Origin of the sequence: Solimonas aquatica (genome assembly GCF_900111015.1) — a bacterium.
Lineage (GTDB): Bacteria > Pseudomonadota > Gammaproteobacteria > Nevskiales > Nevskiaceae > Solimonas > Solimonas aquatica.
Genome location: NZ_FOFS01000001.1, coordinates 366,367 through 382,279 on the forward strand (window position 1 = coordinate 366,367; position 15,913 = coordinate 382,279).

The window sequence follows — 15,913 nt, forward strand, 5'->3', positions numbered from 1 at the left end:
TAAGTGCCGGCTACCGGCTCGCATCACTCCGCATCCGGTTGATTCGCCGGATGTGCATTCTGGAAAGCCTTCAGAATATTGCAGGCCTGCTCGATGCGCCGAAGGGTCGGATAGGCGTCCAGCGACATCCCGAAACGCTCCGCATTGAACAGTTGAGGAACCAGGCAACAATCCGCCAGGGTCGGTCGATCGCCGAAGCAAAATGCACCGCGGCGCGGCGATGTGGCCAGCCTGCTCTCGAGCGCTTGTAGCCCGAGATCGATCCAATGGCGTATCCAGGTCTGCTTCTGCTCCTCCGACAAGCCTATCGGGCCAGTCAAGTACTTCAGGACGCGCAGATTGTTTAGCGGGTGAATATCGCAGGCGACGTCCAGCGCGATCTGCCGGACCCAGGCACGGTCGGCGGCGGAGGCCGGCAGCAACGGCGATTCCGGGTAACGCTCGTCGAGATATTCAATGATTGCCAATGACTGGGCGATACGTTCGCTACCGTCTTCCAGCACCGGTACTAGCGCCGCGGGGTTTGTAGCGCGGAACTTCGCCAGGAACTGCTCGCCCCCATCTCGCGTCAGATGCACGGGCAGATGTTCGGCCTCCAGCCCCTTGAGGTTAAGCGCGATGCGGACGCGGTAGGAGGCGGAACTGCGGTAGTAGGTGTGAAGTTTCATGGAAGCAGGTTCCGGGACGAGGGGGCGAGAGCCGGGGCGCTCAGCCGCGCCAGGCCGAAGATCGCCGCTGCCGTGACCAGCGCCGGGATCGCGCAGGCCAGCACCAGTTGGTCTGGGGACCACCCCCAGCCCAGCAGAAGTCCACCCAGCAGCGGACCGGCGACGGAGCCTATGCGACCGATACCCAGCGCCCAACCGACGCCGGTAGCACGGATCGCGGTCGGATAGGCCTCGGCAGCCAGAGCGTTGAGGCAGAATTGCGCGCCGACCACACCCGCGCCAGCCAAGAAGATCGCCGGTAGTGTCAGCCGTGGTAACGCGGTGACATAGGCCAGCGCCGCCACGATGCCGGCGACCAGCACGAAGGCCGCTCCCAACGTCCGGTGGGGCCCATAGCGTCGCACCAAGGCAGCCAACAGGATGCCACCGCCGATCCCGCCCAGGTTGAGCAGCGACGAGGCCAGGATCGCGAGGCTTAGCGAGTAGCCGGCCAGCGTCAGCAGGGTCGGCAGCCAGTTGACCATGAAGTACATGACCAGCAGGTTCATGAAGAACGCGGTCCACAGCAGCACAGTGACCTTAGTGCGCGGGCCGCGAAACAACTCCCGCAGCGGAAATCCGGGCTGTGGCGGCTCGCCAGCGACGACGCTCCGCGGGTCATGACTCCTCCCCGGCTCCAGCCGTTCCAGCACCCGCTGGAGTTCGCGGCTACGAGCGCGCCGCAAAAGCAGGAACCCGGGCGACTCCGGCAAGCGCCAGGCCAGCACCAGCGCCAGCAGCAGCGGCGCAGCGCCACCCAGCAAGAAAAGCGACGGCCAGCCCAGGCTTGGAATCCACAGCGCGCTAAGCACGCCACCGAGGATCGAGCCCAGCGGGAAGCCGCAGAACATCAGTGTCACCAGCATGGTACGCAGGCGCGCCGGGGCATACTCGGAGGTCAGCGCGATCAGGTTGGGCATCGCGCTGCCCAGGCCCAGCCCGGTCAACAGGCGCAAGGCGAGCAATTGACCGGGCGTCTGCGCCCAGGCCGTCGCCAATGCGAACGCCCCAAACAGCAAGGTCGAAACCACAATCGTCCACTTGCGCCCCCAACGGTCGGCCAGCGGCCCGCCGATCAGAGCACCGGCCATCAGGCCCAAGAGCCCGGCGCCGAACACCGGTCCCAACGCCGACGGCGCCATACCCCATTGCTCAGTAATCGCGGGCGCGACGTAGGCGATGACCTGGGTATCGAAGCCGTCAAGCAAGGCCACCAGAGCGCACAGCGTGACAACCTCAAGCTGCAGGCGTCCCAGCGGGCGCGTGTCGATCAGCTCGGTGATCCGAAATACGCCGGTCATTAGGTTCCTAGATTGGGTAGATGATCGCGTTGGGGATCATTTCGCTGTCGTAAATGCAGAAGCGCGACGCGAACTTCAGCGCACCATCTACCCTCACCACTTCGTCCAGGTAGCGGCCGACATTGAACACTGTGCTGATTTCCCCAAGCTTGGTACGGAACACCGCGTAGTTCGCCTCCAGAAACCAGCGGCCGCGGTCCACCGCCAGGACGCGCGGCAGGCTCACGACATGCCGCTGGTAGTAAGGATCATGGAACAGGGTCTCGCGGATCCCGTAGACGCGATCCTGCAGCATGCCCTTGCTATGGAAATGCAGCGTCGCCAGCGGCAGCCCACGCTCATGGTTTTCGCGCGGCTGCAGCTTGTAGACGCAATCCTCGGTGAAGAACTCGGGCCAGCGGTCCCAGTCGCCCGCATCGATGGCGGCCGTGTACTCCGCGTACAGCTGCAGCAGTTCGGTGTAGGCCTGCGCTTCGAGTGCCTGATTCATACGCCCATCACCCGGCGCCAGTATTCGTACATGCCCCGAATCAGTGTCTCCGAGGCGATGTTGGTTGCCTCTTCGCTATCGTGCCCACCCATTTCCAGCAGGCATTGCTGGTCTGGCTTTTCCTGGAACCCCATCTGCGAGAACTCGATTACCTCGCCGTCGTCCGCGGAAACATAGCCGGACGGGCCGAACAGGTTGGCTTGCAGCAAGCGCCGCTGGATCATCTCGTCGCTGTCGTCTTCGAAGGCGAAGTGAGTCCACACGAAATCAAACACGCCAGGCCCGCGCGGCTGGATATGCCGCATCGAGAGACTATTGACCTGCTGCTGAATGATCAGGCTCGGAAACAGCGTCAACATCACCGCGGTCGGACCCTTCCACCATTCCTCTGGCACGATGTCGAGTTGGCGCGGGTCGCGCAGGCTCATGTCGGCTTTGTAGCTGGTCACGCCGGAGACGACGTCCCCGGCCGGCTTGCCGACGCTGCGCACGCCGATCATCGCGGCATGGCGCTTGTGCGGGTCCATCTTCAGTGAGGTCTTGCTGTCGGCGCGCCACAAGCCGAAGGTCACGAACCAACTGTGCAGCAGGCCCGGGTGATACGGATCCTTGATGTTTTCCTGCATCAGCTTCCAGTTTCCCGGGATGCGCTGCCGGTTGTAGCCAAGTACCTTCAGCTTGCGGCCGTCGAAAACGCGGTCGAAGTAGGACAGGATCGTCGGACCGAGGTAGTCCTCAAACGACTCCAGCGAGTGGTCGAAGCTGGCAAACACCACGCCGCCTCGCACCGCGACCTTGAGCGAGGTCAGGCCGCGGCCCTCCATCTGGAAATCCGCCGGCATGCCGCCGTTGAGCTGGCCGTCCTGGCGGATACCGCGGCGATAGGGAATGCCACGCAACTTGCCCTCAAGATCGTAGGCCCACTGATGGTAGGGGCAGACGAATTCCTTGCGGTTACCCTGGCGCTCGCGGCAGAACTGCGCGCCGCGATGGGCGCAGACGTTCTCCAGCACCCGCACGCCGCCGTCCTGGGTGCGCACCATGATGACCGAACGCTCTCCGACAACCGAGCGGCGGAAGTCGCCCGGGTGCGGGATCTCGGCCTCCAGGCCGATATAGCACCAGTGACCGGCGTAGTAGAAGCGATCGAGTTCGCGTCGATAGGTATCCGGATCCGTGTAGACCCAATAGGGCACGCGGTGCACCCCGTCGCCCGGCCAACCCGGCGACGAAGGGAGAGTGATGGGGGCGTCGTTCATGGCGGTTCTCCTGAGCGGTCAGCCCGCCACGCGTACCTGGATTTCGCCTAGACCATCGATCCGTCCCACCATCAGGTCGCCGACGACCACCGCGCCGACGCCTTCCGGCGTGCCGGTCATGATCAGATCGCCCGGTTGCAGGGTCTCGAACTGCGACAAGAAGGCGATGCACTCCGGCACGCTCCAGATGAGCTTGGCGATATCCGAAGCCTGGCGCGGCTGGCCATTGACAGCGACCGATATGGAAGCGGATTTCGGATGGCCAACGTCGGCAACCCGACAGATCGCGCCGATCGGCGCAGACTGCGAGAAGGATTTGCCGAACTCCCAGGGGCGACCCTTGTCGCGGGCCTCCAGCTGCAGGTCGCGGCGCGTCATGTCCAGGCCCACGGCGTAGCCGTAGACCAGCGACTCGGCCTCATCTTGCGACACCGCCCTGCCCTGCCGGCCGATCGCTACCACCAGCTCGATCTCGTGGTGGAAGTTGCCGGTCATCGGCGGATACGGAATCTCCGCGATCTGGCCGTTGACGGCCACAGTCGCGGAGGCTGGTTTCATGAAAAAGAATGGCGGCTCTCGCTCATCCTGGCCCATTTCACGGGCATGGGCCGCGTAGTTGCGGCCGACACAGAAAATGCGATTGACCGGAAACTGCTCGTCGCTGCCGGCCACCGGCAGAACATAGCCCGGCGCGGGCGAAAACGTGTACTTCACCAAACTCTCCTCGAGTACTGTGAATCGGTTGTGAACCTAAATGTGCCAGTCAGGCCTTCTGTTCTCGCCACAGACCCAGCAGTCGCTGGACCGGGCGGTCGGAATAGCTGAACAGGATGGTCTCGCAAGCCGCCTGGAGACGCAGTTCATGCCAGGATGGGACGACGAACACGTCGTTCTCGCCAAAGCTCAGTTCGGTCTCGCCGATGCGCGCCGCACCACCGCCCTGCAGGCAGACAAAGATGCTGCTGTCGGTACTGCGGCAACCGCGGGTCTCGAAGCCGGCGGGCAGCAATTGAGCCGCCGCGCCGATCGTCGGCATCGGGGAACCTCCGGTGGCCGGGTTGACGTAGCGAAGCTTGTAACCGTGATGCGGATCGATGTCGCCTGATGCGATCCCACGCAGCGCCTCTCGCGTCCGGGCGTAGGGATAGACGAAGACCTTGGTCGGATCCTGGCGCTGCGGCTCGAAATCCACCGGCAGCATGTTGTACCCGTAGCGCGCGAGTGCATCACCCTCGCGCCGTATCACCGCTTGCTCGTCTTGCGCGCTCTTTTCAGCGAAGCCGGCGTCGAGCAGTTGCACGATCGGGATGTCGAGGCCATCGAGCCAGATCACCGGCTGTGTGCCGGAGTTTCCGTGATCGTGGAAGGTCCAAGCCGGGGTGATGATGAAATCACCCCGGCGCATCGTCGTGCGCTCGCCGTCCACCGCGGTGTAGGCGCCCTCGCCCTCCAGCACCAGGCGCAGCGCCGACTGCGTGTGGCGATGCGCTGGCGCGACTTCACCCGGCAGGATCAGCTGTAGGCCGGCATAAAGGCTCTGAGTGATGCGCGACTGCCCCCGCAATCCGGGATTCTCCAGCACCAGCACCCGGCGCTCGGCCTCGTGCGCACTGATCAACCCGCCGGCTTCAAGCAGATAGGCGCGGGCCTGGTTGTAGCGCCACAGTGCCGCCTGTGCCGGGCTTCTCGGCGTCGGCGGCACCAACGTCCCTAGCACTTCCCAGAGCGGCGTGAGGTGGTGGCGGTCGATGCGTTCGTAGTACTCGCGGCGGGCATCGAGGCCAGCGGGGTCGATCATGGCAGCGGAGGTCATGGGAGCCTGGCTAGTTTCCGGTGATGTGAAAGGGTTCCGCGTAGATGCTCTGTTCCGCCATCTGCTTCTCCCGCAGCGTACGCACCGTGGCGTCCACCGCGTGCGGCGATCCAAAAACGTAGCCGCGCCAGCCCGCAAGGCTGGGGAAATCAGCCGCGATCGCGCTTGTCAGCAGGCCACGCCTCATGCCACGGTCGAGGGCTCCGGTGGCGACCACGGTGTGCGCACACGCCGCCGGCAAATGCTCCAGGACCTGCGCCAGTTCGTCCTGGCCATAGACGTCTTCCCGACAGGTGAACCCCAAGTAGATCTGCAGCGGATTCTTCATTCCTGCGGCGGCAATGCCGCGCAGGATCGACAGCGTCGGTGCCAGGCCGGTGCCGGCACCCACACAGAGGATGGGATCTTCATTGCGAGATCGCAGGAAGGTGATTCCCAGCGGCCCACGCAGCTTGAGCACGTCGCCGGGCTTGAGCTCTCCGGAAAGGCGGGCGGAAGCACGGCCCCCTGGATGGAGACGAGCGTGAAACTCCAGTTCGTTTCCCGGCAATCCACACATCGAGTACGGACGGGCAAGGCCGCGCTCGAATTCCAGCTCGACGTACTGCCCTGGGGAAAATGACAGCGGCAACTGTGGCCGCACCCTCAGCCGCAGGGTGTCGCGGGACAGCGGCGCCACCGCCACCACCTCGGCCTTCATCGTGCGCGCCGGGTGAACTACCACCTCTTCCGGCGCAGGAATCTCGATCATACAGTCTTCGGTCAGCACGCTCTGGCAGGCCAGCACGCAGGACGACCCCGGAACCGGCGACGGACGCATCTGCCGCGCCGTCCCCACGACTTTGCCGCGCAGGAGCCGGCAGCGACAGACGCCGCAGCGTCCGTCCTTGCAGCTGTGCGAGATAGGAACCTGGTTGGCCAATAGCGCGTCCAGCAGGGTCTCCCCCGCCTGTACTTCCAGGACACGCCCGCTGGGTCGCACCACCAGTTCCACTCTCGTTGCTCCTCTGATCCACTTCGATTGCAGAATCGGAGATGCCCCACCATAAGTAAATCGTATGAGGTGAATGATGCAGTTCACTCTGGTGAATGTTGTATCCGGAGGATCGCGGGCTAGTCTGCGCACTCCGACACCGACAGGGATCAACGATGAGCAGCGATGCACGTACCGACCCGCCGCCTCTGACAGGACTCAAGGTTCTCGAATTTGGCCAGCTGATAGGCGGTCCCTTCGCCGGCAAGATTCTCGGCGACTTCGGCGCCGAAGTGATCAAGATCGAGCCGCCGGGACAGGGCGATCCGCTGCGCAACTGGCGCCTGCTTCGCAACGGCACCTCGGTCTGGTGGCAGATACAGTCGCGCAACAAACGTTCGGTGACGCTGGACCTGCGCCAGCCCGAGGCGCAGGACATCGCGCGACGTCTCGCGGAAGAGGCCGACGTGCTGATCGAGAATTTCCGCCCCGGGGTGCTGGAGGACTGGGGACTGGGCTGGAAGCAGTTATCGGCGCTTAACCCCGGCTTGGTGATGCTGCGCATCTCCGGTTACGGCCAGACCGGTCCTTACCGCGACCGTCCCGGCTTTGGCGTCATCGGCGAAGCCATGGGTGGCCTGCGCCACCTCAGCGGCGAGCCCGGACGCTTGCCGGTTCGGGTTGGCGTCAGCATCGGCGATACCCTGGCCGCTCTGCACGGTGCGATCGGCATTCTGCTGGCGCTGTACCACCGCAAGGTCAACGGCGGAGCCGGCCAAGTGATCGACGTGGCGCTATACGAGGCCGTGTTCAACTGCATGGAGAGCCTGCTATCGGAGTACAGCGCCGCCGGCGTCATACGTGAACCAGCGGGCAGCGCGCTGCCGGGCATCGCACCCAGCAACGCCTATCCCTGCAGCGACGGCCACGTCCTGATCGCCGGCAACGGTGACAGCATCTTCAAGCGACTGATGGAGACGATCGGCCGCCACGACCTGGCGCAGAACACGGCACTAGCCGACAACGAAGGCCGTGTCGCCCGCGCCGCGCAGCTCGACGAAGCGATCAGCGCCTGGACCCGGCTACGCCGCGTCGAGGAGGTACTGGGGGCACTGCAGGACGTACGCGTGCCCTGCGGCCGGGTCTACTCCGCCCGGGACATTGCCGAGGACCCGCAATACCGTGCACGCGGCATGATACAGACCATGACCACGCGGGACGGCGACATGCTGGAAGTTCCGGGCATCATCCCCCAGCTGTCGCTGAGTCCTGGTGGAATTCGCCACCCCGCGCCGCGGCTAGGTGAGGACACCGAGGCCGTGCTGGCCAGCCTTGGGATCGAGGGCGAGCGCCTTTCTGCCTTGCGCGGGGCGCGCATCGTATGACCCATGCAATGAATCCGCGTCCCCGCATCCACCTCACCGAGGTCGCCCCGCGCGACGGCCTGCAGGCCGAAGCCTGCTTTGTGCCCAGTGCCGACAAGATCGCGCTGATCGACATGCTGTCGCGCAGCGGCCTGGCCAAGATCGAAGTCACGTCCTTCGTATCGCCCCAGGCCATCCCGGCGCTGGCCGATGCGGACGCCGTGCTAGGCACGATCCATCGCGCGCCGGAGATCATCTACACGGTCCTGGTGCCGAACCTGCGGGGAGCCGAACGCGCACTGCCATTGCGGCCGGACGAATTCAACCTGGTGATGTCGGTCAGTGAGAGTCACAACCGTGCCAACCTGCGACGCAGCTGCGAAGAGTCCTTCAGCGCCTTGCGCGAGGTCGTCGCCCTGGCACGCACGGCCGGCATCGCCATCAACGTCTCGCTATCAACCGCCTTCGGCTGTCCTTACGAAGGTGAGGTCGCTCAGGCACGTGTGCTCGACTGGGCATGGCAGTTCTTCGATCTCGGCGTGGACAGCATTGCGCTCTGCGATACCACCGGAATGGCCTACCCCGCCCAGGTTTCCACGATCAGCGCCGCCTGGGCGCGACGATGGCCGCTGGAGGCGCTGACACTTCATTTCCACAACACCCGCGGCATGGGCCTGGCCAACGTGCTGGCCGGCGCAGCTGCAGGCGTCAGGCGCTTCGACGCTTCGCTGGGCGGATTGGGCGGCTGCCCGTATGCGCCGGGTGCCACAGGAAATGTCTGCACCGAGGACGTCGCGCACATGCTGGAGTTGCAGGGCTACGACTGCGGCATCGACATCGACATCCTGCTCGCCGCTTCCGAGAGGCTGCAGAAGCTGGTCGGCCACGAAGTCCCCGGTCAAATCCTCAAGGCCGGGCGGCGCCTGGAACGGCGCCCCGCGGCCATCGTCAAACGGTAAACAGTTCGAACAGCAATCGCCGCAGCCACTGGTTGGCCGGGTCGCGATGCAGCTTGGCATGCCAAAACAAGTCGATGGAGTGATCCGGCAGTTTGACCGGATGCGGCACGCATGTGAGCTTGAAGGGACCTTCGAGGCGTTTCGCGAGACGCTCCGGCAGAGTCGCGATCAGGTCGGTTTCCTGCAGGATATGGCCCATCGCAACGAAATGCGGCACTGACAACTGTATCCTGCGCTCGGCGCCCTTGCCGTCAATCAGCTTGTCAATTTCTCCGTGACCGGTGCCATGGAGCACCACCACGGCGTGTTTCGCCGAGTAGAAATCTTCCTTGCTGACGATCTTGCGCTTGGCCAGCGGATGCTGGTTGCGGAACACGCAGACGAAGCGCTGACGAAACAGGCGCTGGCGGAAGAAGCTGCCCTGCAGCTGCGGCAGCAGGCCGATCGCAAAATCCGCGCGGCCGCTCTCCATGTCGTCCTTCAGGTTTGCCGGGTTGTGGCGGATCGTCGACAGGGTGACGCCCGGCGCCATCTCCGCGAGCCGGTTCAGCAGCGGCGGAAGGAAATAGATCTCGCCGATGTCGGTCGCCGCAATGGTGAAGCTGCGCGTGCTGGTCGCCGGTTCGAACACACTCTCCTGGCTCAGCGCGCTCTTGATCGTATTGATCGCGTAGGCGATCGGTTCGGCCAGCTGCAGCGCACGAGGCGTGGGTTCCATGCCGTGAGAGGTACGAAGGAACAGGTCATCGTTGAGCAGCTTGCGCAGGCGGTTAAGCGCATTGCTCACCGCTGGCTGCGAGACACCCAGGCTTTCGGCTACGCGCGACACGCGCCGCTCGATTACCAGCTGGTTGAACACAAGCAATAAGTTCAGGTCGACTTTATTCAGATCCATGGCGACTCCATTTGAACCTGACGCGCGCTGGACCGACATTCAGCGGAGTGATGAGGTCCATTACTCTCATTCTATTGAATGATGCTCCGCCGTTCACGATCCTTTGGCAACAGCTGACAGACCAACGGTCGCGAATCGGAGCGCGCACTTCCATGACAAGAAAAATACGGCTTTGTAGCAGGGCCGACGTCCCCGCTGCCGGCATGCTGCCCCTGGACATCGCCGGCCTTCCGCCGATTGCCGCGTTCGACGTCGGCGGCGAAATCTACGTGACCAGCAACGTCTGCACTCACAACGTCGCCATGCTGAGCGACGGCTTCTTCGAGGGCGACACCATCGAGTGCCCCCTCCACGGCGGCTGCTTCAACGTGAGAACCGGCGAGGCCACGCAGTTCCCCTGCGAAGTGCCGCTGCAGACCTTCCCGGTGATCGTCGAGGGCGACGATCTCTATACCGAAATCAAGGATCACTGACGGACAAGCCGCCAGCCGAACGAGGAGACCACGAATGACCAAGAGCGAACCCCGGGACCGCAGCGGCGATGCCGCCTACGCAGCGAATTACTTCCAGAAGGAGTATGGCCACTTCATAGGCGGCACATGGGTTCAGGGCGCCAGCGGCGAGCGCATCCCGATGATCAATCCCGCCAACGGTCAGATTCTGTCGTATATCCAGTCCGGCAACGCCGAGGACGCGCGCCGCGCTGTCGATGCCGCTGCGCAGGCCTTTCCGTCCTGGTCGCAGACGCCGCGCTCCGAGCGTCAGCGCATCCTCTACGAGATGGCGCGCCGCCTGCGTGCGCGAATGGCCGACTACGCGATGATGGATTGCCTGGACAATGGCAAACCCGCGATGGAAGCGATGCATTTCGACCTGCCGATGGCGATCGAACAGTTCGAGATATTCTCCGGAGCTCCTTGGTTCCTTCATGGCCAGTCGATCGACGCACCGAATACCCTGGGTATCGTGCTGCGCGAACCGCTGGGGGTGGTGGCGCAGATCATTCCCTGGAACGTTCCGCTGATCATGATGGCCGCGAAGCTGGCGCCGGCGCTGGCTGCTGGCAACACCGTGGTGCTGAAGCCCTCCGAGATCGTCTGCCTGTCGGTGCTGGAGTTCTTCCGCGAGATGGCAGATCTTCTGCCGCCAGGCGTGGTCAACGTCGTCACCGGATATGGCCCCAGCGTCGGTGAGGCACTGGTGACGCACCCGAAGGTGCGCAAGGTCGCCTTCACCGGCTCCCGTCCGACGGCACAGAAGCTGATGCAGTACGCCAGCGTCAACATCATTCCGCAGACCATGGAGTTGGGTGGCAAGTCCGCCAATATCGTCTGCGAGGATGCCGACCTGGATGCCGCCGCCGAGGGCGCGGCGATGTCGACCGTGCTCAACAAGGGCGAGGTTTGCCTGGCTGGCAGCCGCGTCTTCGTGCACGAAAAGGTCAAGGATGTCTTCCTCGACAAGTTCACCTCCCTGCTCAAGCGCGTGAAGGCAGGAGACCCGCGCGAGCCGACGACGCAGATCGGGCCGCAGGTCTCCAGGACGCAATACGACAAGATCATGGGCTACCTCGAACTCGGCCAGCAGGAGGGCGCCAAGCTCGCCGCCGGTGGCCGCAAGGCCACCCCGGCCGGATTCGAGGATGGTCTGTTCATCGAACCGACGGTGTTCTTCGACGTCGACAACAGCATGCGCATCGCCCAGGAAGAAATCTTCGGGCCGGTCAGCTGCGTCATCGGCTTTCGCGACGACGAAGAGGTGGTGCGCATGGCAAACGACTCGGTCTACGGTCTCGGTGGCGGACTGTGGACCAGGGACCTCTCCCGCGCCCATCGCATCGCGCGGGGCTTGGAAACCGGCACGGTCTGGGTCAACCGTTACTACAACTTCCTTGGCGGCATGCCGGTCGGCGGCTACAAGCAGAGCGGTTTCGGCCGCGAGTTTGCCGCCGAGGTGATGAATCACTACACCCTGACCAAGAGCGTGATCGTCAACCTTGCTGAAGGTCCGATCGGCGTCTTCGGGCAGCAGTAAGCCTCCCTGCTCCTCCTTGGCGGCCACGTCGGCAGTGTCGACGCCGGCCGCCTTTTCTATTCCATAACACAATGGCCAGACACCTGATTACCCTCGAAGCCAGCGGTCAGAGCTTTCCTTGCGATGCCGGAGATACGGTGCTGCGTGCCGCGCTGCGTGCCGGAATCGCCTTCCCCTACGAGTGCAATTCCGGTGGCTGCGGCTCCTGCCAGTTCGAAAGGGTTTCCGGCGACCTCGAAGAATTGTGGCCTCAGGCCCCGGGCCTCACGCCACGGGCCCGCGAGCGCGGGCGGCAGTTGGCCTGCCAAACGGTCCCCATCGGTGACTGCACACTGCGCGTCCGGCTCAAGCCGGACTGCCAGCCGTCGCTGCGACCCACGCGGCGGCGCGCGACCCTGGTGTCGAGAACGCGGCTGACCGCCGACATGGCCGAGTTCAGCTTCCGCGCAGGGGACCCGGCGGATTTCCTGCCCGGCCAGTACGCCTTGCTGGACCTGCCGGGCGTCGCTGGCTCCCGCGCCTACTCCATGTCGAATCTGCCGAACGGCGAGGGCCTCTGGCAGTTCGTGATCAAACAAATAGGCGCCGGTCGCGGCGGCGCGGCTCTGTTCGAGGGCCTGCAGCCCGGCGATACGATCGGCCTGGACGGCCCCTACGGCATGGCACACCTGCGCACGGACAATGACCGCGACATCGTCTGCGTCGGCGGCGGCTCGGGCATTTCGCCACTGCTGTCGATCTTGGCCGCTGCGGCACGGGCACCGCAGCTGGCGTCAAAGCGGCTGCTGCTGTTCTACGGCGGCCGTACGCCGGCAGACCTCTGCGCGCCGGCCCTGCTGGCGCGCGATGAGGCGCTGGCCAGAAGAGTCGAGTGCGTCACCGCGATATCCGACCCAGCGCATGCCGGGGCCTGGGAAGGCCAGCGCGGCTTCGTGCACCAGGTGCTGCAGGGGTGGCTGGAGTCGGCAGGCGATGCCAGCAGATACGACTACTACTTCTGTGGCCCGCCGCCGATGACGGACGCACTGCTGCGACTACTGATGCTGGGAAAGCGCGTGCCAACCGCACAGCTGCATTTCGACCGTTTCGTCTAAGCGGACACACCGCGCCGGCAAAATGCCGGCGCGGTGATTGGAGACGAGCCTTCTGTACGATCAGACGTAGCGGTCCGCCACCTGGATGCTGAAACGGCCAATCTGCGCGATTTCCGCGTCCACCCGGTCACCGGGCAGCAACGGCCCCACCCCCTCCGGCGTGCCCGTGAAGATCAGATCGCCCGGATGGAGCGTGTAGAAGCTGGAGGCGTATTCGATCAGGCGCGGCACATCGTAAATCAGCTGCCGGGTATTGGCCGACTGCCGCAGTTCGTTGTTGACCCAGAGGCGCAGATCCAATACGCCGGGATCCGGAATCTCGTCCCGCGTCGCCAGCCAGGGCCCGCATACCGCATAGGTGTCCGGCGACTTGCGAAAACTCTGCAACTCGGGGCCGCGGATCGTGATGTCCAGGCCGATGGCGTAGCCGGCGACGTAGTTCAAGGCCTCCTCGCGGGACACTTGGTGGCAGCGCCGACCGATGACCACCGCCAGTTCCACTTCGTGGTCATTTCGGCGATCGGGAAAGCGCAGGCGAATCTGTTCGGAGGGACCGATCAGCGCGCTGCTGGCCTTCAGGAACAGGCCCCAGTCCCAGATGCTCCGGGTCATGTCGCGCCCATGCGCAATGGCTGCGTCCTGGCTGGTCTCGTCGATGTGTGCCCGGTAGTTGATCGGCGCATTGACGATCTTGCCGGGATTGGCCACCGGTGAATCCAGCGCCAGGCGATCCAGCGCCAGGCGCGGTGCCTCGGGCAGCAGCTCCCGCACTCGCTCCAGTACAGTGTCGAAATGCAGGATCAGGGGATCGCCCTGTGCCAACGGCCAATGCTGCAGGGGGATCGCGGCCAGCGCCGGCGTCACGTCCAGAACGCCGTCTCCTACCAGAACTCCGAGGCGGTTGCCGTTGAATCGACAGATTTTCATGTCATGCCCCGCGCTTCAGGTCATATCCTTCAGCAAGCCCTCCGCGCGTAACGCGGCCTGCACCGCCTGGCGGGCGGCGATGCGCTGCTGGTATGCCCCGATCACCGGCCAGCGGCCAAGATCGAAACCGATGAAAGCGCCCCAGCCATTGACCGTGAACAGGTAAGCGTCGGCTATCGTGAAGCAATCGCCGACCAGATAGGTGCGGTCGCGCAGCTCGTTGGCCAGCCAGATATAGCGCCGCTCCAGCGCGGCTATCGCAGTCTGGCGCTGCTCGGCGGTGCAAGCCGGGTTGAACAGCGGGCTGTACTGCTTGTGCAGTTCGGAGGAGAAGAAGTTCAGCCAGGCCTGTAGCTGGTAGCGCTCTCGGCTGCCGACTGGCGGCGCCAGTCGCAGCCCCGGATTCTGGTCCGCGACGTACTGCAGGATCGCCGGCCCCTCAGTCAATACCGAGCCGTCGGCAAACTGCAGCGCCGGCACATAGCCCTTGGAATTGATCGAGAGATAGTCGCCGCCGGAGGCGGTCCGGCGGCTGGCCAAGTCGACCTTCTCCAGCTCGAAGGACAGGCCTGACTCGCACAAGGCGATGTGTGCCGCCAGCGAGCAGGCGCCGGGACTGTAGTACAGCTTCAGCATGGGTTTTCCCCTATGTAATGGAGTTACAGGTTCTCGCCGCCGCAGACTTTCATGATGCCGCGCACGCCGAAGCCGCCATCGCTGTTGATGACGACGCCGGTGATGGGCGCCGCGTTTTCGCGCGAGGCCAAAAGGACGTAGGGTCCGCAGGTCTGTGCCGTCGTCGGCGCCATGCGCAATGGCGTGATGCCGACGATCATCTGGTCGAAGTCATCGATCTGATTCAGTGCCTGCTGCGCGGTCCCGGTCGCGGCCAGGCCGCTGAGGTTGGTGCGCAGGCCACCGGGGGCGACGCCGTTGACGCGCACCTTTGGTGCCAGCTCATGCGCCAGCTGCTTCACCAGGCCGACCAGCGCATGCTTGGAGGCGGTATAGATCGGGCCGCCTCCGCCGGCATAGAAGCCGGAATTGGAGATCGTGAAGATGATGCTGCCCTGGCTCTTCAGCAACTCCGGCAGCGCTGCCCTGGCCCCGAGGAGGCCGCCCTTGACGTTGACCGCGAACAATTCATCGAAGGCCGCGGAGATCTTCTCGGGCTCCAGCTGCGGCAGCGCCTGGAAGAAATCAAAGATGCCCGCGTTGGCGATAAAGGTGTCCAGCCGGCCGAAGCGCGCGGCGGTCCTTTCCACCACCCGGGCATTGTCCTCCCAGGTCGTGACATCGCCCATCACGACCTCGACCTGATCGCCGAAATCGCGCCGCAGTTCCTCGCCGCGCTCGGCGCTGCGCTCCAGTACGCCCACCCTTGCGCCTTCCTTGATGAAGCGCTCGACCAGCGCCCTGCCAAGCCCGGAACCGCCGCCGGTGACGATTGCCACATTGCCTTCAAGCCATCCCATGCTTCGCTCCGCCATGTTGTTTCTCGTCTGTCAAAGGATCATCACCAGATTGCGGCCAGCCACCGAGCGCTCGTCGAAGTCGATACGTCGCTGCACCAGCCGCAGCGTGCCGAAGGGGCAGCGCCGCAGGACGTCCTCCCGGCAGTACACGAACTGGTCGATCTCGTAGGCGCGGCGCGTGCGGACCGCCAGGCAATTGCTGCGCGCCGCGATCTCGCCGGCCTTGCCGGTCTCGAACACCTCGATGTTTGTCACCAGGCGCCGGTAGCGCTCCGGCGGATCGACGCGCCATTGCATGCCGCTGTGGAACTGTTCGACACGCGCCTTGAGGAAGTCATAGTCGTCGTCGTACATGAAGACTTCCGCTGGCTGTCCATAGCGCTTTTCCTTGCGGAAGCGCAGTTCCCTGCTCACCACCATGTAGCGGACCGTCGGATCCACGATCTGCTCCAGCCAGTCGGACAGTCGCTCGGTGTCGAGCAGCCGGGCCTCGCGGTACAACAGCCGCTCGGCCTCGCGCCAGATCGCGTCCGGAGCGTACTGTTCCGGCGGCACGGATCCGGCCGGGTCCGGCTTCACCGCTACCGCTGCATCGTTTGCGTTTGTCATGTTGGGTCTCCGG

17 protein-coding genes are annotated in these 15,913 nt (G+C 64.5%); 5 read left to right on the forward strand and 12 right to left on the reverse strand.

The genetic code is table 11. From position 1 onward, the window contains the following. Positions 1-23 precede the first annotated feature (23 nt). The 7 genes from maiA to BMY12_RS01650 are packed head-to-tail and all read right to left on the reverse strand — an operon-like array spanning position 24 to position 6,564. Complete coding sequence (gene maiA / locus BMY12_RS01620) at positions 24-668, reverse strand: maleylacetoacetate isomerase (RefSeq protein WP_093281084.1); 645 nt, start codon at positions 666-668, stop codon at positions 24-26. Then, complete coding sequence (locus BMY12_RS01625) at positions 665-2,008, reverse strand: MFS transporter (RefSeq protein ID WP_093281086.1); 1,344 nt, start codon at positions 2,006-2,008, stop codon at positions 665-667. Before BMY12_RS01625 ends, maiA begins: the two co-directional genes overlap by 4 nt. 7 nt (positions 2,009-2,015) lie before the next feature. Next, complete coding sequence (locus tag BMY12_RS01630; RefSeq protein WP_093281089.1) at positions 2,016-2,498, reverse strand: aromatic-ring-hydroxylating dioxygenase subunit beta; 483 nt, start codon at positions 2,496-2,498, stop codon at positions 2,016-2,018. Continuing rightward, positions 2,495-3,757: an aromatic ring-hydroxylating dioxygenase subunit alpha gene (locus tag BMY12_RS01635; RefSeq protein ID WP_093281091.1), complete on the reverse strand. Its 1,263-nt coding sequence runs from the start codon at positions 3,755-3,757 to the stop codon at positions 2,495-2,497. The genes BMY12_RS01630 and BMY12_RS01635 overlap by 4 nt, the downstream gene beginning before the upstream one ends. A gap of 18 nt (positions 3,758-3,775) precedes the next feature. After that, entirely contained in the window at positions 3,776-4,471 is a 696-nt protein-coding gene (locus BMY12_RS01640; protein ID WP_093281648.1) for a fumarylacetoacetate hydrolase family protein, read from the reverse strand. A gap of 49 nt (positions 4,472-4,520) precedes the next feature. Continuing rightward, complete coding sequence (gtdA, locus tag BMY12_RS01645; RefSeq protein WP_093281651.1) at positions 4,521-5,555, reverse strand: gentisate 1,2-dioxygenase; 1,035 nt, start codon at positions 5,553-5,555, stop codon at positions 4,521-4,523. Between the two features lie 25 nt (positions 5,556-5,580). Then, complete coding sequence (locus BMY12_RS01650; protein ID WP_143068804.1) at positions 5,581-6,564, reverse strand: 2Fe-2S iron-sulfur cluster-binding protein; 984 nt, start codon at positions 6,562-6,564, stop codon at positions 5,581-5,583. A 155-nt stretch (positions 6,565-6,719) separates the two neighbouring features. On the opposite strand from BMY12_RS01650, the gene BMY12_RS01655 reads away from it, so the two are divergent. Together BMY12_RS01655 and BMY12_RS01660 are read left to right on the forward strand one after the other, a co-directional pair. Continuing rightward, positions 6,720-7,928, forward strand: coding sequence for a CaiB/BaiF CoA transferase family protein (locus BMY12_RS01655; protein ID WP_093281097.1), 1,209 nt, complete (start codon positions 6,720-6,722; stop codon positions 7,926-7,928). Positions 7,929-7,936: 8 nt separating this feature from the next. Continuing rightward, entirely contained in the window at positions 7,937-8,866 is a 930-nt protein-coding gene (locus BMY12_RS01660) for a hydroxymethylglutaryl-CoA lyase (RefSeq protein WP_093281099.1), read from the forward strand. On the opposite strand, the gene BMY12_RS01665 is transcribed toward BMY12_RS01660, so the two are convergent. After that, positions 8,856-9,761 carry a LysR family transcriptional regulator gene (locus BMY12_RS01665; RefSeq protein WP_093281102.1) on the reverse strand — a complete coding sequence of 302 codons (906 nt, stop codon included), beginning with the start codon at positions 9,759-9,761 and terminating at the stop codon, positions 8,856-8,858. The genes BMY12_RS01660 and BMY12_RS01665 overlap by 11 nt on opposite strands. 152 nt (positions 9,762-9,913) lie before the next feature. Here BMY12_RS01665 and BMY12_RS01670 point away from each other — a divergent pair, with 152 nt between their 5' ends. The 3 genes from BMY12_RS01670 to BMY12_RS01680 all read left to right on the forward strand — a co-directional run bounded on the left by BMY12_RS01670 (position 9,914) and on the right by BMY12_RS01680 (position 12,889). After that, positions 9,914-10,234, forward strand: a complete 321-nt coding sequence (locus BMY12_RS01670; protein ID WP_093281653.1) for a non-heme iron oxygenase ferredoxin subunit — start codon at positions 9,914-9,916, stop codon at positions 10,232-10,234. A 34-nt stretch (positions 10,235-10,268) separates the two neighbouring features. After that, a complete protein-coding gene (locus tag BMY12_RS01675) occupies positions 10,269-11,795 on the forward strand; it encodes an aldehyde dehydrogenase family protein (protein WP_093281104.1) in 1,527 nt (508 codons plus the stop codon). A 71-nt stretch (positions 11,796-11,866) separates the two neighbouring features. Next, a complete protein-coding gene (locus BMY12_RS01680) occupies positions 11,867-12,889 on the forward strand; it encodes a 2Fe-2S iron-sulfur cluster-binding protein (RefSeq protein ID WP_093281107.1) in 1,023 nt (340 codons plus the stop codon). A 60-nt stretch (positions 12,890-12,949) separates the two neighbouring features. Here BMY12_RS01680 and BMY12_RS01685 read toward each other — a convergent pair whose 3' ends face one another. The 4 genes from BMY12_RS01685 to BMY12_RS01700 form a co-directional block, all read right to left on the reverse strand. Continuing rightward, positions 12,950-13,753: a fumarylacetoacetate hydrolase family protein gene (locus BMY12_RS01685; protein ID WP_007184419.1), complete on the reverse strand. Its 804-nt coding sequence runs from the start codon at positions 13,751-13,753 to the stop codon at positions 12,950-12,952. A gap of 78 nt (positions 13,754-13,831) precedes the next feature. After that, positions 13,832-14,449: a glutathione transferase GstA gene (gene gstA / locus BMY12_RS01690; protein WP_040453673.1), complete on the reverse strand. Its 618-nt coding sequence runs from the start codon at positions 14,447-14,449 to the stop codon at positions 13,832-13,834. A 26-nt stretch (positions 14,450-14,475) separates the two neighbouring features. Further along, entirely contained in the window at positions 14,476-15,291 is an 816-nt protein-coding gene (gene hcaB / locus BMY12_RS01695; protein ID WP_093281109.1) for a 3-(cis-5,6-dihydroxycyclohexa-1,3-dien-1-yl)propanoate dehydrogenase, read from the reverse strand. Between the two features lie 30 nt (positions 15,292-15,321). Next, a complete protein-coding gene (locus tag BMY12_RS01700; RefSeq protein ID WP_093281112.1) occupies positions 15,322-15,900 on the reverse strand; it encodes an aromatic-ring-hydroxylating dioxygenase subunit beta in 579 nt (192 codons plus the stop codon). Positions 15,901-15,913 lie beyond the last annotated feature (13 nt).